Source organism: Enterococcus sp. AZ095b, assembly GCF_051714725.1.
Taxonomy (GTDB): Bacteria; Bacillota; Bacilli; order Lactobacillales; family Enterococcaceae; genus Enterococcus_B; species Enterococcus_B pernyi.
On record NZ_JBIOSL010000001.1, the window covers coordinates 625,770 to 650,968 of the forward strand.

Consider the following 25,199-nt stretch of genomic DNA (forward strand, 5'->3'; position numbering starts at 1 on the left):
GTTTTTAATTTTCATTTATTTTTTTTTGGGAGGGGTACCGTACATTTTAGGTGTTACCGGTTTTAATTTAGGTGCTTTGCCTTCGATCTTAGGTTCTTCCAACCATTGATACTCCCCTTCACCATCTAAAGCTTTACCTTTTGCCCAAGAACCTTCGCTACTTTCGTCACCTTCTGAAAAGTTATAGAAATCATAAGCAATATCTTTACGTTCTTCTTCTCTTGGGAAAGTCGTAGGAACAAGAATACCGCCTTCTGTTTCTTCTAATTCTTTGACAGCCGCTGCCCAAAGGTTTTGATGATAACTGTCTCTAGCCAATAAAACTGATAGTAGGTCTTTTACGCCACGATCATCGATCATTTCGTAAATACGTGCCACTTGTAGTCTTCCTTGAGATTCTGCGTTTAAGTTTGCACGAAAATCAGCAAGTAAATTTCCACTAGCAACAATATAACCACCACTCCAAGGATTACCAACGCTATCCGCAGGACGAGGTCCTAAGCCAGCTACAATAGCGTGTTGAGGATTCATGCCGGAAATGATCGCACCAATCGTTGGGTCTTTTTTCATTGCTTCTTCTTGATCTTCAACAGGTGCATCTTCAAGTAAGCGAGCAACCATTGTCGCTAACATTTCAACGTGTCCAAGTTCTTCTGTTGCAATGTCCATCAGCATATCTTTATATTTTTCTTCTCCACGACAGCTCCAACCTTGAAAAAGATATTGCATCGCTACACTCATTTCACCATACTGTCCGCCAATCAATTCTTGTAAATATTTTGCGATTAATGGATTCGGACGATCTGGTTTTGCCTCAAACTGTAATTCTTTTTGGTGTCTAAACATCAAATCTCCTCCTAATCATTTTTTAATACATTACTATTGTTATATGTAATGGAAAAAAATTCAAAGAAAACGCTCTAGATATTATAGTTATTTTATAAATGTTGATTTATCAATGTTTTATTCTGTGAGAATGACTTCGTTAAAAGAAAATATTAGGAATAGCTCAATGAAATATTTTTGTTTATAAATGATAACTATTGATAATTTCCAATTGTATTCTCATTTTTGTTAACAGAAAGTAAGTAACGAGAAAGAAGAGCTGGTCACATCAAAGAACGATTGTTTTTAAGTCTCAGGTCAAAACGCTTTTGTCACGACCTGATCCACGGTGTTCGAAAGCCAACTCCTACGATATTAAGTCAAAAATTGAAAAAATATGAGAAGCTATTTTCTCAATTTCCGTCTTAATACTTGGAGCTGACCGGCTTTCTCACGACCTGATAAACGGTGTTCAAGAAGCAACACTTCGGTCCTAAGCAAAAAAAAATCAAAAATGAAAGAGCCATTTTCGCTTTTTTTTTGCTTATGCCTTAGTGCTGATCGCTTCTTTCACGACCTATTGTTACTTGTAGAATGTTTGCTTCTTTGATATGGTTAGTACAAGAAAAACATCGGAGGTATATCATGGCTAAAATTATGGTAGTGGAAGATGAAGAGATCATTCGTCAGCTGATTATGGAAGAGTTGGAGAAATGGCAATTTGAAACCTATGGAACGTCAGATTTCAATCAGGTTTTTGCTGATTTTGAGAAAGAAGAACCACAACTTGTTCTTTTAGATATCAATTTACCAGTGTTTGATGGTTATTATTGGTGCCAGAAAATACGAGAAATTTCCAAAGTCCCAATCATTTTTATTTCAAGTCGTAATACGAATATGGACATGATCATGGCGATGAACATGGGGGCAGACGATTTTGTGACGAAGCCGTTTCAAATCGATGTCTTGATTGCTAAAATCAATGCTTTGTTGCGTCGTTCATATAATTATGGTGAGTTGTCGAGTGAAATGATGACCCATAATGGAATCACGTTAAACGTCGATAATGGCAGTATGGAGATTAATGGTGAAATGATCGATTTGAGTAAGAATGAGTATCGCTTGTTGTTTATTTTAATGAAGCAACACGGGAAAATTTTGACTCGTGAAAAATTGTTGCGTGCGTTGTGGGATGATGAACGGTTTGTCGATGACAATACACTGACGGTCAACATCAATCGCTTACGTCGTAAAATCGAACAGGCAGGGATCACCGATTATATCGAAACAAAAGTCGGCCAGGGGTATATTGTTCCCTGAAAGGATGAAATACAACTATGAACTTTTTTAAGTATTTGAAAGATCAATGGTCGCTGATCGTCGGTTGGATATTTTTTATTTTATTGACGATTTTTGTGATGTGGTTAGCCCCTAATATAACGGTCGATTGGGCCACGATTGCTTACTTAACATTGATCGAAGGTGTTTTCTTAATCTTTTTTTTACTTGTCTGTTACTTGAGTAAACGTCGGTGGTGGGCAAAATTGGCAAATCTACAAAAAAATTCTCCCTTGCAAAATTATTTAGATGGTGGACATACAGAGGAAGAGAAGTTGATAGAAGATTATATCAATCAACTGATACGTGAACATCAGGAAGTGATGCAAGAAGCCATCACGAACCAGCAAGATCAAAAAGATTATATCGACTCATGGGTCCATGAAATCAAAGTACCCGTAGCGGCTTCAGAATTATTAGTACGATCGATCGAGTTTGATATCGATGATCAAAAATATACATTGTTAGAAAATGAGTTGTCTAAAATCGATGAGTATGTGGAACAAGTATTGTATTATGCGCGCTTGGATAGTTTTTCAAGAGACTACTTGATCCAAGAATACAGTATCAAGAGTATCATCCAACCCGTCATTCGTAGCCAAGCAAATTATTTTATCCAAAAGAAAATACGTTATGAAGTGATAGGTGAAGATCAAACGATTTTGACTGATTCCAAATGGGTGGCTTTTATTTTCAAACAGATTCTTAGTAATGCCATTAAGTATACGCCGGATGAAGGCGAGATCAAACTATTGATCGAGAAGACGACAAAAGGCGTAAAATTTTCTGTCAAAGATTCAGGCATCGGTATACCGAAAGAAGATGTTGGACGGATTTTTGACAAAGGCTTTACAGGGGCGAATGGCCGTCTGAGCAAAACCCACTCTACTGGTCTAGGATTATACCTCGCTAAAAATCTTGCGGAAAAATTAGGGATTTCTCTCACTGTTGACTCGATCGAAGGAGAAGGGACGACTATGTCTTTGTTTTTCCCTATCTTGAGTTTTTACCAAGAAGAACGCTAAAAAAATGGGATTGCGACATGTTCACGCGTATTTCTGAAGGAACTACCGGTTGAACATGGTCTAATTTGGTTGTGATAGAAGTGTGTTGACCTTAGATGATGATTGGAAAAGTTTTAATATAGTTATACATCAGCTGTTGCCCCGAAAGTAGAAGAATTTTCGAGGTAACGGTTGATTTTGTTTATGATTTATTAGTGACTGATTGAACTTCATAGAATCGTCAAGGAAGTTAAGTTAGAAAAAAGTGAGAAATAAAAAATAACTCTTGTGTTGTTAACGTTTTCGTTGATATGTTCTATAACATGTGACATTTAAAAGAAGGAGAATGTTTATGGAATTATTAATCGCATTAGTCCCAATGGTCGCGTGGGGAAGTATTGGTTTAGTCAGTGGAAAGATCGGTGGCGATGCCAATCAACAAACATTAGGAATGACGATCGGTGCATTTCTTTTTTCACTCGTTGCTTTTTTCATCGTTAATCCAACGATCACGCCATGGATCACATTGATTGGATTTTTATCTGGTCTAGCGTGGAGTGTCGGACAAAATGGGCAGTTTCATGGGATGAAATTCATGGGAGTATCTGTAGGATTGCCGTTATCCACTGGTTTTCAATTAATTTTGAATACGATTGCGGGCGCTGTCTTTTTCCATGAATGGACACAAACAAAAGATTACGTTTATGGTATTTTAGCGCTGATTCTTCTTGTAAGCGGTGCGTATTTGACTGCTCGACAAGATGATGAAGGAAAAGTCGATACAGATAATAAAATGCTTGATTTTGGTAAAGGATTCAGAGCATTGATCTATTCTACTTTAGGTTATGGTGTCTATACGATTATCGTCAACTGGGCGAATTTAGATGCGATGTCGATTATTTTACCGCAAAGTATCGGTATGATCTTAGGGGCAAGTTTCTTTGCTTTCCGAAAAGTAAAAGTTGATCAATATGTTTGGAAAAATATGGCGAGTGGATTGCTATGGGGAATCGGTAACGTATGTATGCTATTGACCGTTAAGTCATTAGGACTAGCAGTCGGTTTCTCTCTTTCTCAAATGGGGATCATCATTTCAACTCTAGGTGGTATTTTTATCTTAGGGGAGAAAAAGACAAAAAAAGAGCTTATATTTGTAATTGTAGGTTGCCTTTTAGTTATTTTTGGTGGTATCCTTTTAGGGTATATGAAAACAGCGTAAAGCTGTTTTTTTATATACTCAAAAATCAGGGGGAGGGAATTTAATGGATTTGTTTCGTAAGAAAGAAATCAGTCTCAATCATACGAGTGAGATGAAGAAAGAACTAAAAACATCCGATTTGATCATGCTTGGCATTGGCGCGATCATCGGTACAGGTATATTTGTCGTAACAGGAGTGGCAGCAAACCAAAATGCAGGTCCGGCACTATCATTATCGTTTGTTTTAGCAGCGATCGTTGTGATTTTATCTGGTCTAAGCTTTGCAGAATTTGCTTCGCGGGTACCAGTGATTGGCGGACCATATGCGTATCTATACGTCGTATTCGGTGAATTTGCCGCTTGGTTGACTGGATGGTTATTGATCGGTGAGTTCTTATTGGCCGTTTCATCCGTTGCGTCAGGTTGGTCCGGTTATGTACAAGGGTTTATTGAAAGTCTTGGTTTTGGCTTACCAACGGCGCTAACAGGTGGATATAATCCAGCCAATGGTACATACATCGACTTAATTGCGGTGCTTGTTGTGATTTTCGTCACATACATTGTTTCTTTGGAAGCGAAGAAAGCGTTACGATTGAACAACATGATGGTTTATGTGAAATTTGGAATCATTGCATTATTTATTATTGTAGGAATCTTTTTTGTTAAACCAGAGAATTGGCAACCATTCACACCATTTGGCTTTGAAGGTGTCCTAGATGGCGCAGCATTAGTTTTCTTCGCATTCTTAGGATTCGATGCGGTAGCGATGGCTGCGGAGGAAGTAAAAAATCCTCAAAAAGATGTACCACGTGGAATCATTGGCTCGATCTTGATCGCAACCGTGTTGTACATCATCGTGACATTGATTTTAACAGGGATCGTGCCTTATACAGAATTAGGTGTGAATGATCCTGTGGCATTCGCGATGCGTTATGTAGGACATGGTACAGTAGGAGCGATCATCGCCGTTGGCGCGATCTTGACCTTATTGACTGTGACGATCTCCATGATGTATTCATTAGCTAGGTTATTATTTGCAGTAAGTAAAGATGGCTTGTTACCACAGTTCATGACAGAAATCGACAAGAAACATCGCACACCGAAGAAAGCGACGTATGCAGCAGGTATCGCCGCATTATTCTTCGCAGGATTCTTCCCATTGAATATCTTGGCAGAGTTGACGAACATCATGGCATTGGCTTATCTAATGTTAGTTAGTCTAGGCTTACTGAAATTACGTAAAATGTTTGGCAAACCAAAAGCAGGCGAGTTCAAAGTACCATTGGTACCGATTTTACCAATCATTTCGATCTTATCTTGTCTAGTCTTGATGTCACGTTTACAAGCGGTGACTTGGTTAGTCTTTGGGATTACGATGGTGATCGGCCTAGTGATTTACTTTGGCTATGGTTACAAACACAGTAAGATGAATACCGAAAAATAAAAAGATAAACAAAAAACCTTGTATCAAGCAGCATTGCTGATACAAGGTTTTTTCATTCTATTTGTTATTGCGTTAAATCGAGTAATTTTTGTTTCAAGTCTTCTTCCATATGGCCAAGTTCGACTTCTGCATGACGACGTTTTTCTTTTCCTTCTTGTTGGATACGAAGTGTTTCTTGGATCGTTTCGATCAAATCATTTTGTGTGGTTTGCAATGTTTCGATATCCACGATGCCACGTTCATTTTCTTTAGCAGTTTCGATGGCAGAGATTTTCAACATTTCTGAGTTTTTCTTCAATAAATCATTGGTTGTTTCAGAAACTTGTCGTTGTGCTGTAACTGCATCTTTTTGTCGAAGCAAGGTCAATGCGATAACCACTTGGTTTTTCCATAATGGGATGGCTGTAGCAATCGATGCTTGGATCTTTTCTGCCAATGCTTGGTTTGTATTTTGGATCAAACGGATCTGTGGCGCTTGTTGGATCGTGATCTGTCTGGCTAAGCGTAGATCATGAGTGCGCTTGTCTAGGCGATCAAGAAACTGTGTATAATCATTGGCGATCTGTACATCCATTTGATCCCCTGTTTCTTCTGCTTTTCGCATGGCTTCTGGAATGATCTTTGTCTGTAATTCTTCCATTTTTAATTCGCCAGCAGCGATATAAATGTTCAACGCATCAAAATAATCTTTATTTTTTTGATAAAGTTGTTCTAACATCAGATTGTCTTTTAATAGGCCATCTTTTTCTTTGTCTAATTTGACTGAGATCTTGTCGATTTGCGCACCGATTTTTTGGTATTTGGCAGTGACTTCATAAATCGATTGTTTGACTTTACCGAATACGCGTTGGAAAATATTTCCTTCTCCTGCACGTAATTCATCTGGATTTGCTTCTTGAAGGCGGTACATCAGTTCAGTCAATGAATCACCGACTGGTCCGATATCTTGTGCTTGCACGTGATTCAACATCGACTGTGAGAACTCACCTAATTTTGTTTGAGCAGCTGAACCGTAGCTGATGACCGATTGAGAATCAGTGACATCGATTTTTTCAGCCAATTGTTTGGCTTGTTCTTGTCTTTCAGCAGGTAATTTATCAATCAGCCGAGCAGCAGTTTGCTGTTCTTGAAGTGCATTGATTTCATTTTGTTGTGTTTGAGTCAATTTATCGACGGGTGTCGAAAAAGGATTATTCAATAAATCTTCTAAAGTATCATTTACAGGGGTTACTTCGTGTTTTGGTTCATGTGGATTATTTTCCATTAAAATTCCTCCTTATCGATTAAGCTAGAAAAAGTACCCGAAACAATCAGACGATGTCTAAGTGTTCCGAGTCCAAGAAATAAACGTGCTTATTCTTCTGGTACATCTTTATTATCACGCTTTAAGCTTTGTTTCGCAACAGATATCTCTACATCGATATCTTCCAAATCTTCCGAAACGAAATCTTGATAGTCTTTCGCGACTAATGAAGCAAGTTGATCAATAATCTGGGTACTTTCTTCCAGTTTTTGATAGGTCTGTTTGTTTTTGATCTCGTGTTCATTGATCTCAATATATTTGTTTGTCAAATCCACTAGGTTTGGCAAGTGGGTGTAAAGGAACTGACTCGCATCGTGCAATCGAGTGGGTTCTTTTACGAGTTCTTTGAACAAACCTTTTGCTGCTTTTACCGGTTCGTGACGAAGATCGATCGCTTTAAGCTTTGCCGTTTCGTACATATTTTTTTCTAGTTGTTCGATTTCATTTTTTGTTTGATTCATCGTTTCTCTAAAAAAAGAGATTTCACTCGGTGTCATGCCGTTTTCGCTATAATGGGTCGCTAATTTGTCAGATAGATTTGGTAAAGCTGTTTTGTCCTTAGGTTTTTTACGAAAACCAAAAAGCCCCCAAATCAGCAAAACTGCGCCAATTAACAAGATCATTGATATGATCGATACATCATTTTCACTATAACTGAAGAACAGTATCACTAAGAGTAAACCTACGATCCATTTCCAATTCTTTTTAATCATCCTAAAAACCTCCGTGTATATTCATTGTCCACTCTGCTCATCTACTTCTTTATTTTAGCACAACCTTCTTAATAATTAGTATCGGACTAAAGGTGGATTTTATGAGTTTATAGAATTTCTAAGGTTTGGATATGGTAAACTAAGTAAGAAATCAAAAAGAAAATTGAAAAAAACAAAAAAAGTAGTTATTATAGGACAAAAGAAAGCAGGGGAAAAGATGCTTGAATATGAACAGTTTGAAGAGAAAACGATCCAACGAAAAGAAATTTATCATGGAGCGATCATTGATGTCGCTGTGGATGATGTTCGCTTACCAGATGGAAATATCGGGAAGCGTGAATTAGTCTTTCACCCCGGTGGTGTAGGAATCATTGCTTTTGATGAAAAGGATCGTCTACTATTAGTCAAACAATTCCGCAAACCTTTAGAGAAAGTGATCCTCGAAATACCAGCTGGTAAAATTGATCCAGGAGAAAAACAAGCGCCTGAGATCACTGCTGCTAGAGAATTAGAAGAAGAAACTGGATACCGCGCAGAGCGTTTGGATCATTTGACTTCTATGTATTTGTCACCAGGATTTGCGAATGAACTCCTGCATATCTATCATGCAGTAAATATCGAAAAAGTGGAACAGCCTCTCGCACAAGATGAGGACGAAGTATTGGAACTTTATGCGTTGACTTTAGCAGAAGCAAAACAAGCGATGTCAGATCAAGTCATTTGCGATGCAAAAACGATTTATGCGATTCAATACTGGGAATCAATGAACAAAGGAAAGTAGAGGGATCGATTGATGGTCAAAGGACCGCTAGTCACACGTAGCGAAATCCGTAAACGACAGCAAGAACAAGCACAAGAATCATTAAAAAAACAAAGAAAAGCGGAAGCTACGTACAAACAAGAAGAAAAAAAGATCGCGAGTTTTTATCGTAAAGAACAAAAGAAAAATAAGCCAATCACGAAAACAAGAGCAGGCGAACGAGAAAAAACACGTAAATGGAATGCTGTTTTGATGAAAGGCTTGGTTATAGTCATTTTATTGTTAGCCATCGTTTTTCTGGCAGTTGCATTTATATAGAAAGAAGGAACAACTAAATGAAAATTGGAATCATCGGAGCAATGGAAGAAGAAGTAAAAATTTTAAGAGAGCAACTAGGACAACCCTTATCATGGGAAAGAGCAGGCGCTCTGTTTATCTCAGGTTCATTAGGCAACCATGAAGTCATCGTTGTACGTTCAGGTATCGGGAAAGTCTTAGCATCGATCACAACAAGCTTATTGATCCAACAATATGGTGTAAACATGGTCATCAATACAGGATCAGCTGGTGGCATTGGTGAAGGTCTACGTGTAGGGGATGTAGTGATCTCTGACAAAGTTGCCTATTTTGATGCAGATGTTACAGGGTTCGGTTACAAGCCAGGACAATTACCAGGTATGCCTCTTTATTATGAAGCAAGCACGTATTTACGTTCAGAAATGAAAAGAGCCGCAGAAGCAACCAACTTGAATGTAAAAGAAGGCTTGATCGTCACAGGAGATACATTTGTTGATTCGCCAGTCAAAGTCCAAGAGATCTTAGGAAATTTCCCTGAAGCACTTGCTTGTGAGATGGAAGGGGCTGCAGTCGGTCAAACGGCACAACAATTCAATATTCCTTTCTTGATCGTGCGAGCAATGAGTGATACTGCGGACCATTCAGCGACACAAAGCTTTGACGAATTCATCGAAGAAGCAGGGAAACGTTCAGCTGAAATGGTGATTGAATTTGTCAAACATCTTGTATAAGGAGTGAACCGAATGAAAGCATTGATTTCGATTGATTACACCTATGATTTTGTGGCAGACGATGGGAAATTGACGACTGGAAAGAGCGGTCAGGCAATTGAACCAGCTTTAACGAAGTATACAAAAAAGTTTATTGATGAGAAAGAATTTGTCGTATTTGCGATCGATGCACATGATCCCGAAGATGCTTTTCATCCGGAAAACCAATTGTTTCCACCACATAATGTAGTCGGAACGAGTGGCCGCGATCTGTATGGTTCATTGCAAGAGATTTATGCGGAACATCAAACACAAGCCAATGTTTATTGGATCGATAAACGTCACTATTCTGCATTCAGTGGAACAGATCTTGACATTCGTTTACGGGAACGTGGGATTACAGAGATTTATTTGACAGGTGTTTGTACAGATATCTGTGTCTTGCATACAGCAGTCGATGCCTATACCCTAGGCTATCAATTATTTATTTACGAAGATGCAGTTGCCAGCTTTGATCCAATCGGACATGACTGGGCATTGAAACATTTTCAAACAGCCCTTGGTGCGGAGATCATTAAGGGATAAAAAGAGTGAATAAAGTGGATAAAGGCGTTTATATCGTACTTTATCCACTATTTCTATTGGTCATTAACTGAAACAAAGAGAAATAGATACATACAAATTGATCAATGGGGTGTGCATAAAGTCGTTTCTACGTGAAGGGAAGGAATCGGTATGAGAAAAGGGAAAGCAAATTTGGGTTTTTTAGGTTTACTGGGAATTTTAGGGTTTTTAGGATATTTACCAAATCTCTCAGGGTTATTTTCGCTCTTTGCATTATTTTCTTTGTTTGGCTTTTTTTTGGATAACAAAAAATGGGGAAGGTTTGAAAGATTTTTTTACGAAAGAAAGAGTTTTAACCAGAAGTATCTTACTGAAAATTATAATTTTTTCACTATTATTAGCATATATTCTAACTATAAAACTGGGAGAGTTACAAGCGTTCGTCACTATATTTATTAGTATGTTTTTTTCTCTGTTAATTGTTTTAAATTCATATCTGAGCAGAGACTAGTAGGAGTAGTGTCTGCTGATCGGTGAAGAAAGTGTAAAATCATACATAAATTCAAATTAAAAATATCAAAAAGAAATATGAAATAAGCTGAAAAAGGCTCTTCGACAAGTAGTGTTTCTATTTCTACTATTAAGGGGAGTAGAAATGAATCTGGCGACTGAACCCGTCAGCAGTACTTGCAAGTTTGGTAGTAGGTTGTGATTAAGAATATTCCTTTGAATACCATAAGTTAAATAATTGTTATTTGCGAAACTTTTAGAGTATTAATGATAATAAAAGCCAGCTTCGAAATATACTAATCTTGTAGTAGAAATAGATTTGTTTGCATTCTTTACTGCTCTCTCATTTGGGGAAGTAGTTTCTTTTTGAGGTATTTTTGGAATAACTACAAAAGGTTTTAGTACTGAAGATGCTATTGCTAGAGGATTGGACACAAGTGGAAATGGTTGGATTGGATGATAGGTTGGTGAACCAAGCAATGTTTCACAGACTGTTTATTACGTAAGGTACATAAAATAAAACAATGTAAGTAAGGTGAAATAATGAAAAAACTGGATTCCCGATATATCGTGGGTGTATTTCTCTTATTGTTTGTTTTAAGAGGAATCTTAGAATTTATTTGGAAAGGAAATCATTCATTTACTCTCGATGAAATTTATTTTAGAGTCCCGATTGTTGTTGGTGTTGTGATTGGATTGATACCAATTCATAAAGGCTGGGGTACGTTTAAATCTCTTTTTTTCATCTTTTTGAGTGATTATTTACTGAAAAAATCATTTGATCTTTTAGGATTAGAAAAAATAACTTTTACACTAGTACCTTATCTTATTATCTTAGGAGTCCTTTTAATTATTTTTTTTGCTAGATTGATTATAAAAAACAAAAAAGGGGTTTCCCTACACTAAAAGAAGATCAGATAAAAAGGGGTTGTGACAGAAGTGTTCAGCCTTATTTTCGAAGAGGTTAATTCTGTTCCTACCCTTAGGTGGTGGAAGGGTACTAATGTATCACTCCTTTTTTGGTGTTTATTTATTAATGAGGAATGGAAGAATATAACAAATAAGAAGAATCGGTAATTTTCCATTATTTTCAGATTCAGACTTCTGTTTGTGGTTGATAGGAGAAGTGAGTGCAAGTTTCTAAGCTCACTTCAGCTGATTAAGTAGGAGATTATCTATAAAAATGAGCTAAATATAACAGAGCTTTTTTCGATTGGAGAAATGCACAAACTTTTGAAAATAGAGGTGGGTGGAAAAAACCAGGAAACCCACCTGAAAAACTGAACACCGCTGAAAGTCAGTTAAGTCAAATTGTGGGAGTAACCACCACTCGAGAATCAGAGTCAAAGATTGGTATAGAGATAAAATGAAAAAAGACTGTTTATCGAAGAAATCACTGTAAATAATATGATATAATTTTGAGGTAGAGAAGTGAAAAGATGGTGGCTAATCTCTTGAAAAAGGGGTGATGCCTATGGTTCATAGCTTTATCCCTAGAAGGGGGTAGGCAAGTGTCAAGTTTTGAAGCAATGCAACTGATGATCGCTTTTGCGACGTTAGTTTTGCTGATTATTGACCATAAAGACCAAAAAAAGTAACCATCTAATCCACTTTGGCGAGTAATTAGATGGTTAGAATATCAAACTAATAAAAGCTGCCGTCTTTTTAACGGTTCTACAAATGAGCTATGTTAGCGCATAGCTCATTTTGTTAATCATAGTATAGCAAAATAATTTTACCCCTGCAAATATGAAATAGACAAGTGTCGATTTTTTGAAGCAATGCAACTGATGATCGCTTTCGCAATGTTAGTTTTGCTGATTATTAACTATAAGACGTTAATACAATGAAATATAACTTTAAAAATAAGAGTATAAAGCAAACATTTTGGTGTGTCTGCTCTATACTCTTTTGACTTGTTATTTAACTAAGGTTAGCTTTTGGAACATCGTTTATTTGAATTTAAATCAGAAACAAAAATGAATTTGCAAATGAATTTATTTTTTTGCCCCATACACCTAGTTTGTTAGGGAATTATTTACCAAATATGCACACGTTCTTCAGGTGCTAGATACATCGGATCTTCTTCAGTGATCGCAAATGTTTCATAAAACTCTGCTAAGTTTTGTGGCTGGATATTCGCCCGAAGTTTCGCAGGTGCATGAACATCGATTTGTAAAAGTAATTGTTGGTATTCTTTTTTCGCTTTTGTACGCCAGATTGTCGCCCAATTCATGAAGAAATCGGCTGCTGAATAATCGTCTTCTGTCATTGCAGCTTCTAGTGCGCAACTTAATCCGCCAGCATCTGCAATATTTTCAGAAACGGTTAGTTTTCCATTGACTGTGCCATCAGCAAAAGGTACACCGTCAAACTGTTCGATCATGGCTTGCGCTTTTTCTTGGAAATGAGCGAAGTCTTCTTCTGTCCACCAGTTATTCAAGTTACCGAACTCATCAAATTTCGCCCCGTTGTTGTCAAACGCATGGGAAATCTCATGGGCAATGACTGCACCGATTCCGCCGAAGTTTGCCGAGCTAGATTGTTCCAAACTATAAAATGGTGCTTGTAAAATCGCAGCTGGGAAAACGATCACGTTTCGGAATGGATGATAGTACGCATTGACTGTATCCGCGCTCATTTCCCATTCATCACGATCAACAGGCTTGTTCCATTTACTGAAACGGTCTTTTAGGGTTAGATGACTAAAGTTCAACGCATTTGAAAGCAAGGTTCCACCTTCATTTGCGGGAACTGTTTGGAACGCATCGAACAAGGCAGGGATTTTATCAGGGTAACCGACTTGGATGCCTAATTTGTTCAATTTCACAATTGCTTTTTCTCGTGTCGCATCACTTAACCATTCATTCGTTTCGAGTCGTTTTTGGTAAACATTGATCATTTTCTTGACCATTTTTTCGACATCTTTTTTCGCTGCTTCGCCAAAATACTTGTTACCGTAGTAATCGCCCAACACATGATCAAACTGTCCAGAAGCAAGGTAGTAAGCTGCTTTCTTTTGTGGCATTGCTTCATCGGTTCCTGATAAAGTCCGAGAGAAGATCCCACTGACTTGACGGAAATCTTCAGATAGATAACTGCTTAGTGAACGCACCGTTTTTACGATCATCCAACTTTTAAGTAGTCGGAAATGTGGTGTCGTCAAAAGTTCAGCTAAATGTTCAAAGTAGACAGGGTCAGTAACGATCACTTGGTCTGGACGTGTGCCGATCAAGCCAGTAGTCAAGGTAGTTAAGTCAAGAGCATCGGTATATGCCGTAAATTCATTAAAGGCACGTGGATTGTACATTTGGCTATAATCTGCATTTTCTTCCGCGCTTTTAACATGGGGCGCAATCAATTTATCGAATTGGATCGCTTGTTCGACGATTGCTTCTGCCTGACTTCTTTCTCTGCCTGTCATTTCTAAAAGTTGGACCATCATATCAAAAAAGACGGACAATAATTGAGCACCATTTGGATGTTCTGCTTCATAATAAGTTTTATCTGGTAAAAATAAAGAGGGTGGTGAAGCGAAAAAGGCATTGACTTGCGCATTTTTCATATCTGCATCCACATCTAAGACAACAGGCAACGGTAAGCTGTCCAATGTCCATTCGGGAAATTGCTGATTTAATTCGTCAAAGGAAGTGAGTTGCTCGATCCTTTCGAGGATTGGTTGTAAAGGTGTAGCACCTAATTGATCTCTATATTCATAATCATTTGCTAGTTGATAATATGCAAGGAAGTGACGCATTTTATCAGATGTAACTTTTGTTGGATCAGCTAACATCTCATCTGTATCTCGCATCATTAGTTGATCAATGCCATCAACTAAATCCTGAAACCCACCAGTTGCTGGCTTATCGGCAGGAATTGTTGCTGTTTTTAACCATTCTTCATTTACTGCTTCAAAAAAATCTTGTTTCAAACGTTCTTGGTTCATTGAATCATCGCTCCTTTTTAGTTCCGTGTGCCCATTATCTAACAAAAAAGCAGAATAAACAAATGGAATGTAAAATCTATTTCAAAGCGACAAATTTTGTAATCGGTTTCTTTTGTAAGCAAGCTCTAAAAATCATTTTACATACGAATCAGGAAAAATGTTCAAAACGCGCAATCAACCATTAGTCGATCTGATTTATTTTTTTAGGACTATCCCTTATAATGTAGGTGGAGGTGATTGATTCTGAGTAAAGTAAGTGGGAAATGGCAAGAAATCACGCTCGATGGCAAAACAGAGCGAATCAGTGAGTTTCGTCTGCTAAAGAGAAGACGGGAGAACGAATACTATTTAGCAGTGATTTTTGAAAATGAGAGTTATTTGATCGTTGATCCTCATGGAAAACCAGTCGAATTTATTACAGCGGTAAACGCCTATTCAACAAGCATTGCAACATCCACTATGTGGCAAGAAGCCAGTATAAATGCAGAAGGAATTGACGATGAGCTGATCGATAAACTTCTGGCAAAGTGGGCGCAACAAGCGCCAACGACTTATTTAGTTGATTGTTGGGTAGGCTTGCCAGAGCAACGTTTCTTGACTTATAAAAAGTGGCGAACAACGTCTGGTTATCTTTGTGGCACTTATGCGGCAGCAGTGTTACTTGCCTACTATCAAGATTATCGTATGCCGAATCTGATTCCTTCAGATATTCGCCGAAAAGATTCCCGCGATGCGAAAGAATTGATCCAAAAACTGCGTAAAACGATCCAACCTTTAGGCTTGCCCACTGTACCTATCCAAGTAAGTACAGGGATCTCAGCCTTTTTTAGAACACAACAACAACCGATTTATGCCAGAAGTACAGTAGTCGGTTCTTGGCAACGAGCAACAAAGCGGATTCGCGAAGGAAAACCTGTGATGATCGGTATTTTAAGATTGCTAGGCAGTACCTACGGCAATCATTGGGTCACTGCTTATGCTTACTATGAATCAGCTTCTGGTGAGCGTTATTATAAAGTCCATGATAATTGGGGAAACACAAATAAAGTGATTCCTGCAAGTTGGGGAAATGGAACAGTCTCACTTCCTTGATTATTTTCAGAAAATACCAGAAATACGGAACGAAATATGTTAAACTATCGAAGAATAGAGAAGTTTGGGAGGATGTCATGAGTAAAAAGTATCAGGACGACACGTTGAAAATCTTTAGTTTGAATGGGAATCGACCGTTAGCAGAAAAAATCGCCAAAGTATTTGGAACAGAGTTAGGGAAAAGTGTAGTCAAACAATTTAGTGATGGAGAAATTTCAATTAACATTGAAGAAAGTATCCGTGGCGACCATGTCTACATCGTTCAATCGACGAATGCACCAGTCAATGATTACTACATGGAATTATTGATCATGATCGATGCGATGAAACGTGCAAGTGCCAAAACGATCAATGTGGTGTTGCCTTATTATGGTTATGCGAGACAAGACCGTACAGCGAAGCCCCATGAACCAATTACAGCAAAATTGATTGCGAACATGCTTGAAGAAGCAGGAGCGACTCGTGTATTGACCTTAGATCTGCATACGGTGCAAGTACAAGGATTCTTTGATATTCCAGTAGATAACTTATTTACAATGCCATTATTTGCGCATTATTACCGTGAACTTGGTCTGGTCGGCGATGACATTGTCGTTGTTTCACCAAAGAACAGTGGTGTCCAACGCGCGCGTAGCTTATCAGAGTACTTGAATAGTACGTTAGCGATCGTTGATCATGCGGACGAAGAAGTCGAAGGGACAGCAGCAAGTTACGTGATCGGGAATGTTCAAGGAAAAACGTGTATCCTGGTTGATGATATTTTAAATACTGGATTGACATTCGCTCGAGCAGCCAAAGTCTTGAAAGAAAATGGCGCCAAAGATATCTATGTTTGTGCTTCCCATGGCTTGTTGTCAGAGCCTGCAAAAGAGATCTTGGACGAAGCACCAATCAAAGATATCTGTATCACTGATTCTGTGTATACACCAGAAGACCGTCACCCAGAAAAATTGACGATCGTCACTTGTTCAAACTTGATGGGTGAAGCCGTCAAGCGTATCCATGAAAACACGCCAATGAGCCCACTGTTCCGTTTGGAAGAGAAGAGCTTTAGATAAAAATGAAACACCATAAAATGACGGAATTTAGGTCATTTTATGGTGTTTTTTGCTAGGAACTTGGACATATCTACTAAAAAATCCTCTTTTTGCCTAAGTTTATTTTTGGTAACTGGCTATTTCTATGCTAGAATGTGCCTAGTTCTATTTGAAAGGGATGAATACATTGGGCAATATTTATTTAGATCATGCAGCGACGACGCCGATGCATCCGTTGGTAATCAAAGAAATGATGGATATCATGGAAGGGACATTTGGCAATCCTTCGAGCATTCATGGATTTGGTCGGATGGCTCATGAAAAATTAGAAAATGCTAGACAAATCGTGGCAGATAGTTTGCACGCCCGCCCGCATGAGATTATTTTTAACAGTGGCGGAACGGAAGGTGATAATACTGCGATTCTTGAAACAGCATTCTCACGTCAAAATGAAGGGAAACATCTAATCACTACAGTTATTGAACATCCAGCAGTCTTGAATACGATGAAGTATCTTGAAAACAAGGGTTTTGAGGTTACATATCTACCAGTTGACCAAAAAGGAAATATCTCGATCGCTGACTTCCGCTCGGCTTTAAGAGAAGACACGATTCTAGTCTCGATCATGTACGGGAACAATGAAATCGGTAATTTATTACCAATCAAAGAAATCGGTGAAATTTTACGAGAACATCCAGCCTATTTCCATACGGATGCTGTTCAAGCTTATGGTAATCAAACGATTCATCCTCAAGAGTTAGGAATCGATCTTTTGAGCATATCTGGTCATAAAATCAATGGACCGAAAGGAATCGGTTTTTTATATAAAAGAGATGGCGTAAATATCCCACCTTTGCTTTTAGGGGGAGAACAAGAAGAAAAACGCCGTGCCGGTACAGAAAACTTAGCGGGGATCTGTGGATTAGCGAAAGCGGTAGAAATATTAACACTTGAAGAAAGAGAAGCACGTAATAAAAAATACTTGGACTTCCAACAACTGATTTTAGATAAATTGACAGAAAATGAGATTGAATATGCAATCAATGGGGATTTGACGAATAAATTACCTCATGTACTGAATTTACGTATTCCAGGGATCGTCAACGATCTATTGTTGATGAAATTGGATCTACAAGGCTTTGCGATCTCGATCGGTTCGGCATGTACTGCTGGAAATATCGAACCTTCTCATGTACTAGAAGCCATGTATGGAAAAGGAACACTATTCTTGAAAGAATCCATCCGCATCAGTTTTGGCTATGGGAATACAGAAGAAGAAGTCCAACGATTTGCTGATGGTTTAGTCAAAGCAATCTAAGCGCTAAAAAACCTAGTAAAACGAGTTAGAAACTTTTATAATAAAGAGGAAACTAAACTTACTGAGGTGAAAAAGATGGCATTTGAACAAACAGCGTCCGTACTCGGTTCTCCAGTTAGCTACCGTTTACATCCAGATGCAAAAAGATACACATTACGCGACAATGGCTTTACAGAAACAAATGGCGGGAACTATCAATTGATTCGTCCGCTTGATGCAACACCACAAAGCAAAGAGGGTTTTAAATTAAAAATCACGGTTGCAAAAGACATCAAGACAATGAAGATGTCGATCACGACAGCCAATGGCTTGCGTGCAGTCGATATTTTTAAAGATCCAAAGCAAAAAATGAGTCAAGATAAGTTTTATTTCTTGATGGATAGCATGATCAGTCGTGGACTATTTGAAAAAGTAGAAGGCTAAGTACTCATGTGAAACAATAAAGAAAAACAAAAAAGTACCTAAACACTAGAAAAACAAGTGCATGTATCGTCTTCATGTGACAGCGAGCATGCGTAACTGTCCTTCCTAGCGCTTGGGTACTTTTTTATTTATCGGTCAATGATCATTCAACTTTTGACCATTCATCTAATGTTTTTCCTTGGGCATCTTTTAGTTCTAACCAACTATTTGTTCCGCCATAATACAGTAATAGGCTAGCTTCATTCACACTTTTGACGATGATGTCCTCCACAACTTTCCCATCTTTGATCTGCTCTTGGTAGTCAGCCCGCATCTTATCTCCATATTTCGCGGCATAACTAACCGAACCATCTTTATTCAAAGGGGCATCAAGTAATAACGTAGCGCCAGCTTTGATCAACATCTCATTGCGACTGATCCAGTAAAGTGTTGCCTTGCTACCACGAAATTCCACAGTAAAAGGAATCTCGCTGATTTGTTTCGTCCACCGATGACGCGCTTTGGCAGGTTTCTTTTTCGTTGCAGCAAGCGGAGCAAATCCGTAGCCAAACGTTGATAACACAGTCATTACTTTTTCGATCGTCGGGGCTAATTTTTTGGTTGCTTCAACTGGGATTTTTTCTTTGAAATCTTTGTCTTTTTCTAATGTTAGACCAGCTTCGGTGGCTTGATTATTCATTAGATACATAAAATAATCTGCTTCAAGATCCCATGGTAAATGGATAGTGATGACTTGGTCAAAGGATTTTGGGCGGATCTTTGTACCAATTGCCAGACACTTTTTGTCTAAGTAATAAAGATAAAAGGAATTTTCTATTTCTTTTACTGGCTTTGAACAAATAGAGAGTTGGATTTGTTCTTCCTCTAATTGGATCTGTGTTTCAGAAGCAGTGATCGTTGTGTGAAAACTAACCTTAGTCATAGGTGTATCCTCCCGTTTTTTTCTACAGTGTACCATGTTTTTCAAGCAATAATAAAATAATCATAATTATAAAAAAATATAAGACAAATGAATGGTAAAATACAGAAAGAATACAAAATTAGGAGGCGTTATGCAGAAATACTGGAAAAAGAATATTAATTTATTTTTGATGGGACAATTTTTATCAGGAATCACAAGTATGGTTGTTCAATATGCTATTATTTGGTATTTGACGCAAGAAACAGGTTCTGCGACTATTTTAAGTTTTGCCACATTATTAGGAATGCTGCCGATGGTTCTATTAAGTCCATTTGTTGGGCCACTGATCGATCGCTGGGATAAGAAAAAATTATTGATTTATACGGATATCATTGTTGCGATCTTTGCACTTATTTTATCCATTGTAGGAACAGTGATGTCGACCTTTCCGCTCTGGTTAGTGTTTGTCTCTTTATTTATTCGTTCGGTCGCACAGACATTCCAAATGCCGACGATCCAATCAATTTTACCAACAATGGTTCCAGAAGAAGAATTAACAAGGATCAATGGGCGATTGGGTATGGTGCAATCAGCGAATTATATCGTTGCTCCTGGATTAGGTGCTTTTTTATTTGCTGCGGTACCAATGAATGCTTTGATTCTTTTGGATGTATTAGGTGCCATTCTTGGTGTAGGATTGTTGATTCTTGTGGTAATTCCCAAGATGGACATCCAAGGAGAAACGGTTCATTTGTTAGCGGATACTAAATTTGGAGTAAAGAAACTATATGAGAAGCAAGGGTTATGGCATATCATGCTCAATGGGGCAGTTTTCATGCTGTTGTTCATGCCTGCCGCAAGCTTATATCCACTGATGACCATGGGTTATTTTAATGGCACAGTTGGACAAGCGGGATTGATCGAAGTCATTTACGCCGTTGGGATGTTAGTCGGAGGCGCAGTCATTGGTTTTTCTGGTCATTTTAAGAATCGAATGCAGCTAGTGATCATCTCTTATATCGTTTTAGGGGTATCCGTCACAGCAAGTGGTTTATTGCCAGCAACCTCACAAGGATTTATTTACTTTGTTCTGTTGAATGCCATTGCCGGTTTGGCTACGCCTTACTACAATACATTAGTCATGGCGATGATCCAACAAAGTTTTGAGCCAAGCATTTTAGGAAGGGTGTTGGGTGTGTTCAATTCACTGATGTCTCTGTCTGGTCCAATCGGTTTGATCTTTGCTGGACCACTAGCAGATGCTCTTGGCGTGGAGAAATTGTTTGTGATTGCTGGTGTCGGTACATTACTTTGCGCAATTGCACTGTACCTGGTTCCTTCAGCCAGAAACTACGATTTAGAATTACAAAGTAAACATAGCTAAGACAAAGCAATAAATTTCTTTTTTAAAGATAGGCATTGATTGCCTATTTTTTTGTTTTCACATACGATATTTATAAAGGAGAGTGAGCTTAGATGAATTATTTTATCAGTGATATGCATTTTTTCCATGAACGGTTGCTCGGTAATAGTGATTTTTCGCCACGACCATTTAAAAATATTGCCCACATGCACCATCAATTAATCACTAGTTGGAATGCAGTCGTAAAGGAATCCGACCATGTTTATCATCTAGGGGACCTCGCGATGCACCCTAAGTATGAAAAAGGTAGCGCAGAAATTCTTTCCTTAGTCAAAGAACTGAATGGCACGATCCACTTTATCAAAGGGAATCATGACAGTCGGGCCTTTTTCAACTACTTGGAACAACATGATCCGTGGAAAAAGGAAGGAAAGCAAAAGTTTCACTTTTATGATGTAGGTGTCATCATAAAATTCAATCACCAACAATACTATTTGACCCATTATCCATTGTTGCTCGGAGGCAATGATAAAATACGCAATCTTCATGGACATATCCATCACTACAGCGTACCCATCGGCAACGACGTCAATGTAGGCGTAGATGCGCCAGAGCGAGAATTATTAAAAACAAAACGCCCGTTTGGCACGCCACTTTCGGAAGCAGAGATTGAAGAAATCTATGAAGCAAAGTTTCAAGAGCTACAAAAAATTCAACGCTAAACATCGCTCGATAATTTTAAACCGTTAGTTATTTTTAAATTATTCTTAATTAAAGAATAGTTTAGATAATAAGCGGTTTTTGTTTAAATTTAAATCCATTTTTTACCTAAATTTTAAGTTATTATAAATCCATATCAAATAGAGAGGTGATGACATATGATCAAAAAATTGAGTGTAAGTTTAGCTTCAGTTGGCCTATTCAGTGCATTTGCTTTTGGTGCTGTTCCTACCTTTGCTGACACATCGCAAGGAACAGAACAAGTCGGTGAAGAAGTAGAAACAAAAGAAGAACTATTAAAAATGTTGCAAGAAGAATACGGCACAGAAGACAGATTTTATCTTGAATTTGAGGATGATGAATACAAAGAAGAAATCAATCCAGTAACTGGAATGGCTAGAACCACTAATAAAAAAACAGGGGAAACGGAAGAATATGAAGCATTCGGGGAATTTGAATTATTTACAAAAGAAGAATTTCTAAAATCACTACAAGAAGAATACGGGACAGAGGACAAATTCTTTTTAGAGTATGAAGATGATCAAACGAAAGAAGAAATCAATCCGATTACTGGAATGGCTCGAATAACAGATAAGGAAAAGGGGACGATTGAAGAGTACGATGCGTTCAAAGCACTTGAAACAGTCACAAATGACAAACTGCTTCAAACATTGCAAGAAGAATATGGTACAGAAAATCGGTTTTATCTAGTCTATGAAGATGAAGAGATCAAAGAAGAGATTAATCCTGTAACAGGAATGAGTCGACTGACTGATAAAGAATCCGGTGAAGTCGATGAACTCTCCCTCATCGAAGAGACAGAAGTTGCTGGATCAAAAGAATAACCATTAGGAAAAGTAGGTGAGAAGAAGGTGGGGGATGGATTACCTCAAGAAATAAGGCGACAGCTACAAAAATTGTTTTCAAATTTTTGTAGCTGTCGCTTTTCTGATGAGGTTACCTATGTTTCCAACGCATATGCGGTTTTAAGGTGTGAGACAAAAGGAAATGTTACTTTTGTCTCACACCTGTTTTATTTTCGACATTCATCTAGATACTAGGTGGAAAAAGTGTAGAGTTCATTTGTTCAATCCTTGCTAACAACTTTATAGATTCATCAGACATAAAATCCAAGGAGCTATTGAAAGTTTAAATAATACAATTGACGAGTTTTCCTTGATTATTCAATCCTTTACCAACAGTGGCTGTCCCATCATTCAAACGTTTAAGATCATTCGTGATATTTGTTGAGTAGACGATAAGGACCTCTTCTTTTGTATATTGATTCAACCAATCGATCGCGTAATCCACAGATTGGTTTACGCCGATATGATAGTAATAATTTTGGTAAATCTTTTTGGCTTCATCGGTCATTGTAAAATCATGGTTCAGTCCATACCCGTTTTTCTGAGAAGCAGGCGTAGTGAAAGAGCCATGGAATCGTAGATAAGTAGCGGAACGATAGGTACCATTTTCTAGCTTGATCAAGGCATGGAAGTTATTAAAGAAGTAATACCAAGTCGGACGGTTCTTCGTGTAGGATACATCATAATTCAATGGATTCGGATAGGCTAGATCATAATTTTCATAGACACTTAAATTCTCAGTGTAATCAAATTTTCTTTGAGTAAATGCTGGAGGAGTATGTACTACTTGACTAACTAAATAGCCATATGAAGGATGTGCTTTTTGATCGATTTTTGAATAAGTCGGATTATAGCGTAAGTGATTACTATCCGTCGTGATATCTTTTGAGTAAACAATATCAAAGCTACACTGAGTATAGCGATTGATCCAATTCATCACGTAATTTGGGATATCCGCAAGTTCAATACCATTAGGTACAACAGGGATATTTTTATCTGCGTATTTTTGCTTCGCTTCATCAGTCAAAGCGAAATTGGTGAATAAATCTAATTGTGCAACAACATTTCCACTGGCGTTCCGACCGAGTGTAAGTGATTTGTTGGTGTAGGGACGTTGGTTGTTTTGGTCGATGGCTAAGAAATGATAGTCGTTTTCAAGGTAATAAAGGTTAGAATTCGGGCTGAAAACAAAATCTTCACCTTGAAGCGGCGCACCTTCCCCTGACCAAGTAATATTTTTTATATAATCGATGTGTTCGGGAAACGAAGGACTGATTTTTTCCAGTTTATCGGAGCGTTTTATATCATTAGGCGTAATCGTTGGAGATTCGAATAGGTCATCTTTTGACTCGATATCAATTCCTTGAAAATTCGGATCATTTTCAGGCGTCAGGTCATCAATGTTGCCATCAGGTGTAGCGTTCATGTAAGCAGCCCATACAAGCATGGAACAATACCATGTAGATCGGCTAGAGGAGCGGTTACGATGATTATAAAGATCATCAAGATCATGTAAGGCATAACCTTTTCCTAGTTGTGATTCCATAAATCTTACGGCAGCTTTTTTTTGTAAAACTGTTTCTTCAGGTACTCGTAGGATGGAGGCATTGGTATAATCAAAGCGTTCGTCATCTAATACTCCGTAGACAACTCCATCACTTTTGGCACCGAAGTTTCCTTTTGTCGCTTCAATTGTTCGAATATATGTAAAGGTTTCTTCTTTTCCATTGATTATATGTGTTTCTTCAACAATATCATCGACAATCATGACATGATGCAGATATCTGATGACCATATCAGCTCTGTTTACCTCAAAAATAACATCTCCAGGCTGGACCGTATTTAACAAGTCATAAGTACCATATTCCGGCTTCTTTTCAAAAGAAATATTATCTAAAGAATTGCCAATATTGAAAGACCATAGTGGTGGGATTTTCGCTAACCGTTCTGCTTCCTCGGTTAAATACGTGTCATTGACGGAATGTGCATATTCTTTTAATTGATCCTCATCTAAATAAGGTGTCTGGTTGTAGTAACCAGCTGAAAATTCCTCAAATGTCTGCTCGAAGGAAGCGTATTCATTTTCGAAAAATTCATAATAATCCTCTAAAGACTGATAAGAGTCCGCTTCGGCATGTACCTGCATATTTGAGAATTGAAGTGAAACGATTAATATAAAAGTTGTGAAAAAAAGTTTGAGCTTCATGATATTTCCTCCTTAATTTTATGATAAAATAATAACATATAAACATTTATAAAAACACCTATTTTTTAATTTTATATGTTTTTTTATATGAATTTATGGAAAAGCTTTTATCTAATTATGTTTATCATTAAAAGTTAATGTGAAGAATTTTTCATTATTTCTCTGCAAGTTAATTGATTTATTTTAAAGTTATTTTAAATTTTATTTTAAATAACAATTTATTGGTTTTTGATTGTTAGATGTATAATTTTTCTATTAATCCAAAAATAGCTTTGATTATTTTAAATGAAGCGAAGAAAGGAGTAGCTTATGAATGGGTACAAAATCGGCTTGTGTATGTCAATGTCCTTATCTATTCTGTGTATTATTGGTTCGCTGATTGATGGACGTGGACTAATTGGATTGTTGTTAGTTTTTTTAACAATTATTCCAGGATTTTTTGGGATCTATTTTACAACTAAAATCACTATGGATAAGCTTCTGAAATCTTTTTTGTTCATCGTAAATTATTTATTCGCAACGCATCTTCATATCAGATATTTCATCCAGTTTTTAACGAGGGTTCTATAGGTTGTAAGAGATCAACGAATAAAAATCAGCTGAATCAGCGAATAGCGTTACCTAAAATTTTTAGAAGAAAGGAAGATTAGATGAACGGTTA

At 37.6% G+C, this 25,199-nt stretch carries 25 protein-coding genes; 19 read left to right on the forward strand and 6 right to left on the reverse strand.

Annotated elements, in window-relative coordinates; genetic code table 11:
- Positions 1 to 15 precede the first annotated feature (15 nt).
- The gene (locus tag IGJ99_RS02930) at positions 16 to 846 is read right to left on the reverse strand and encodes a manganese catalase family protein (protein WP_010736207.1); all 831 of its coding nucleotides are present in this window, start codon (positions 844 to 846) and stop codon (positions 16 to 18) included.
- A 624-nt stretch (positions 847 to 1,470) separates the two neighbouring features.
- On the opposite strand from IGJ99_RS02930, the gene sapR reads away from it, so the two are divergent.
- From sapR to IGJ99_RS02950, 4 genes are all read left to right on the forward strand, one after another.
- On the forward strand, positions 1,471 to 2,145 hold the full coding sequence (gene sapR, locus IGJ99_RS02935; RefSeq protein ID WP_010736206.1) for a two-component system response regulator SapR: 675 nt from the start codon (positions 1,471 to 1,473) through the stop codon (positions 2,143 to 2,145).
- A gap of 17 nt (positions 2,146 to 2,162) precedes the next feature.
- On the forward strand, positions 2,163 to 3,188 hold the full coding sequence (sapS, locus tag IGJ99_RS02940; RefSeq protein ID WP_010736205.1) for a two-component system sensor histidine kinase SapS: 1,026 nt from the start codon (positions 2,163 to 2,165) through the stop codon (positions 3,186 to 3,188).
- A gap of 331 nt (positions 3,189 to 3,519) precedes the next feature.
- Positions 3,520 to 4,386 (forward strand): GRP family sugar transporter, encoded by an 867-nt coding sequence (locus tag IGJ99_RS02945; protein ID WP_019724165.1) that lies wholly within the window; start codon positions 3,520 to 3,522, stop codon positions 4,384 to 4,386.
- Between the two features lie 43 nt (positions 4,387 to 4,429).
- Positions 4,430 to 5,809 carry an APC family permease gene (locus IGJ99_RS02950; protein WP_019724164.1) on the forward strand — a complete coding sequence of 460 codons (1,380 nt, stop codon included), beginning with the start codon at positions 4,430 to 4,432 and terminating at the stop codon, positions 5,807 to 5,809.
- Between the two features lie 64 nt (positions 5,810 to 5,873).
- Here the strand turns inward: IGJ99_RS02950 and IGJ99_RS02955 are convergent, their stop codons facing one another.
- Together IGJ99_RS02955 and IGJ99_RS02960 are read right to left on the reverse strand one after the other, a co-directional pair.
- Entirely contained in the window at positions 5,874 to 7,073 is a 1,200-nt protein-coding gene (locus tag IGJ99_RS02955; RefSeq protein WP_010736201.1) for a toxic anion resistance protein, read from the reverse strand.
- Between the two features lie 89 nt (positions 7,074 to 7,162).
- Positions 7,163 to 7,825: a 5-bromo-4-chloroindolyl phosphate hydrolysis family protein gene (locus IGJ99_RS02960; protein WP_438747696.1), complete on the reverse strand. Its 663-nt coding sequence runs from the start codon at positions 7,823 to 7,825 to the stop codon at positions 7,163 to 7,165.
- Between the two features lie 217 nt (positions 7,826 to 8,042).
- Between IGJ99_RS02960 and IGJ99_RS02965 the strand changes: the two genes are divergently transcribed.
- The 8 genes from IGJ99_RS02965 (at position 8,043) to IGJ99_RS03000 (ending at position 12,516) form a co-directional block, all read left to right on the forward strand.
- Entirely contained in the window at positions 8,043 to 8,606 is a 564-nt protein-coding gene (locus IGJ99_RS02965; RefSeq protein WP_010736199.1) for an NUDIX hydrolase, read from the forward strand.
- A 12-nt stretch (positions 8,607 to 8,618) separates the two neighbouring features.
- On the forward strand, positions 8,619 to 8,903 hold the full coding sequence (gene macP / locus IGJ99_RS02970) for a cell wall synthase accessory phosphoprotein MacP (protein WP_010736198.1): 285 nt from the start codon (positions 8,619 to 8,621) through the stop codon (positions 8,901 to 8,903).
- Between the two features lie 17 nt (positions 8,904 to 8,920).
- Entirely contained in the window at positions 8,921 to 9,613 is a 693-nt protein-coding gene (locus IGJ99_RS02975) for a 5'-methylthioadenosine/adenosylhomocysteine nucleosidase (RefSeq protein ID WP_023519186.1), read from the forward strand.
- Between the two features lie 12 nt (positions 9,614 to 9,625).
- A complete protein-coding gene (locus IGJ99_RS02980; RefSeq protein WP_438722348.1) occupies positions 9,626 to 10,177 on the forward strand; it encodes a cysteine hydrolase family protein in 552 nt (183 codons plus the stop codon).
- 150 nt (positions 10,178 to 10,327) lie between these two features.
- The gene (locus IGJ99_RS02985; RefSeq protein ID WP_224434547.1) at positions 10,328 to 10,615 is read left to right on the forward strand and encodes a hypothetical protein; all 288 of its coding nucleotides are present in this window, start codon (positions 10,328 to 10,330) and stop codon (positions 10,613 to 10,615) included.
- 594 nt (positions 10,616 to 11,209) lie between these two features.
- Entirely contained in the window at positions 11,210 to 11,572 is a 363-nt protein-coding gene (locus IGJ99_RS02990; RefSeq protein ID WP_065096110.1) for a hypothetical protein, read from the forward strand.
- Between the two features lie 605 nt (positions 11,573 to 12,177).
- Positions 12,178 to 12,264 carry a putative holin-like toxin gene (locus IGJ99_RS02995; protein ID WP_410779225.1) on the forward strand — a complete coding sequence of 29 codons (87 nt, stop codon included), beginning with the start codon at positions 12,178 to 12,180 and terminating at the stop codon, positions 12,262 to 12,264.
- A gap of 156 nt (positions 12,265 to 12,420) precedes the next feature.
- Positions 12,421 to 12,516 carry a putative holin-like toxin gene (locus tag IGJ99_RS03000; RefSeq protein WP_353629272.1) on the forward strand — a complete coding sequence of 32 codons (96 nt, stop codon included), beginning with the start codon at positions 12,421 to 12,423 and terminating at the stop codon, positions 12,514 to 12,516.
- A 188-nt stretch (positions 12,517 to 12,704) separates the two neighbouring features.
- Here IGJ99_RS03000 and IGJ99_RS03005 read toward each other — a convergent pair whose 3' ends face one another.
- Positions 12,705 to 14,612, reverse strand: a complete 1,908-nt coding sequence (locus IGJ99_RS03005) for a M13 family metallopeptidase (protein WP_010736193.1) — start codon at positions 14,610 to 14,612, stop codon at positions 12,705 to 12,707.
- A 237-nt stretch (positions 14,613 to 14,849) separates the two neighbouring features.
- On the opposite strand from IGJ99_RS03005, the gene IGJ99_RS03010 reads away from it, so the two are divergent.
- The 4 genes from IGJ99_RS03010 to IGJ99_RS03025 all read left to right on the forward strand — a co-directional run bounded on the left by IGJ99_RS03010 (position 14,850) and on the right by IGJ99_RS03025 (position 18,482).
- Entirely contained in the window at positions 14,850 to 15,704 is an 855-nt protein-coding gene (locus IGJ99_RS03010) for a dihydrolipoamide dehydrogenase (protein ID WP_153830468.1), read from the forward strand.
- A 77-nt stretch (positions 15,705 to 15,781) separates the two neighbouring features.
- Positions 15,782 to 16,762 (forward strand): ribose-phosphate diphosphokinase, encoded by a 981-nt coding sequence (locus tag IGJ99_RS03015; RefSeq protein ID WP_010736191.1) that lies wholly within the window; start codon positions 15,782 to 15,784, stop codon positions 16,760 to 16,762.
- A gap of 157 nt (positions 16,763 to 16,919) precedes the next feature.
- Positions 16,920 to 18,059, forward strand: coding sequence for a cysteine desulfurase family protein (locus IGJ99_RS03020; RefSeq protein WP_438770565.1), 1,140 nt, complete (start codon positions 16,920 to 16,922; stop codon positions 18,057 to 18,059).
- Positions 18,060 to 18,134: 75 nt separating this feature from the next.
- The gene (locus tag IGJ99_RS03025) at positions 18,135 to 18,482 is read left to right on the forward strand and encodes a DUF1831 domain-containing protein (protein ID WP_010736189.1); all 348 of its coding nucleotides are present in this window, start codon (positions 18,135 to 18,137) and stop codon (positions 18,480 to 18,482) included.
- Between the two features lie 142 nt (positions 18,483 to 18,624).
- Here the strand turns inward: IGJ99_RS03025 and IGJ99_RS03030 are convergent, their stop codons facing one another.
- Positions 18,625 to 19,404, reverse strand: a complete 780-nt coding sequence (locus IGJ99_RS03030) for a hypothetical protein (protein ID WP_010736188.1) — start codon at positions 19,402 to 19,404, stop codon at positions 18,625 to 18,627.
- Positions 19,405 to 19,495: 91 nt separating this feature from the next.
- Between IGJ99_RS03030 and IGJ99_RS03035 the strand changes: the two genes are divergently transcribed.
- The 3 genes from IGJ99_RS03035 (at position 19,496) to IGJ99_RS03045 (ending at position 22,311) form a co-directional block, all read left to right on the forward strand.
- Entirely contained in the window at positions 19,496 to 20,767 is a 1,272-nt protein-coding gene (locus IGJ99_RS03035; protein WP_224434550.1) for an MFS transporter, read from the forward strand.
- A gap of 92 nt (positions 20,768 to 20,859) precedes the next feature.
- The gene (locus IGJ99_RS03040; RefSeq protein WP_023519194.1) at positions 20,860 to 21,468 is read left to right on the forward strand and encodes a metallophosphoesterase; all 609 of its coding nucleotides are present in this window, start codon (positions 20,860 to 20,862) and stop codon (positions 21,466 to 21,468) included.
- Between the two features lie 156 nt (positions 21,469 to 21,624).
- The gene (locus IGJ99_RS03045) at positions 21,625 to 22,311 is read left to right on the forward strand and encodes a hypothetical protein (RefSeq protein WP_023519195.1); all 687 of its coding nucleotides are present in this window, start codon (positions 21,625 to 21,627) and stop codon (positions 22,309 to 22,311) included.
- Between the two features lie 304 nt (positions 22,312 to 22,615).
- Here IGJ99_RS03045 and IGJ99_RS03050 read toward each other — a convergent pair whose 3' ends face one another.
- Positions 22,616 to 24,538 carry a hypothetical protein gene (locus IGJ99_RS03050; protein WP_438770567.1) on the reverse strand — a complete coding sequence of 641 codons (1,923 nt, stop codon included), beginning with the start codon at positions 24,536 to 24,538 and terminating at the stop codon, positions 22,616 to 22,618.
- Between the last annotated feature and the right edge of the window lie 661 nt (positions 24,539 to 25,199).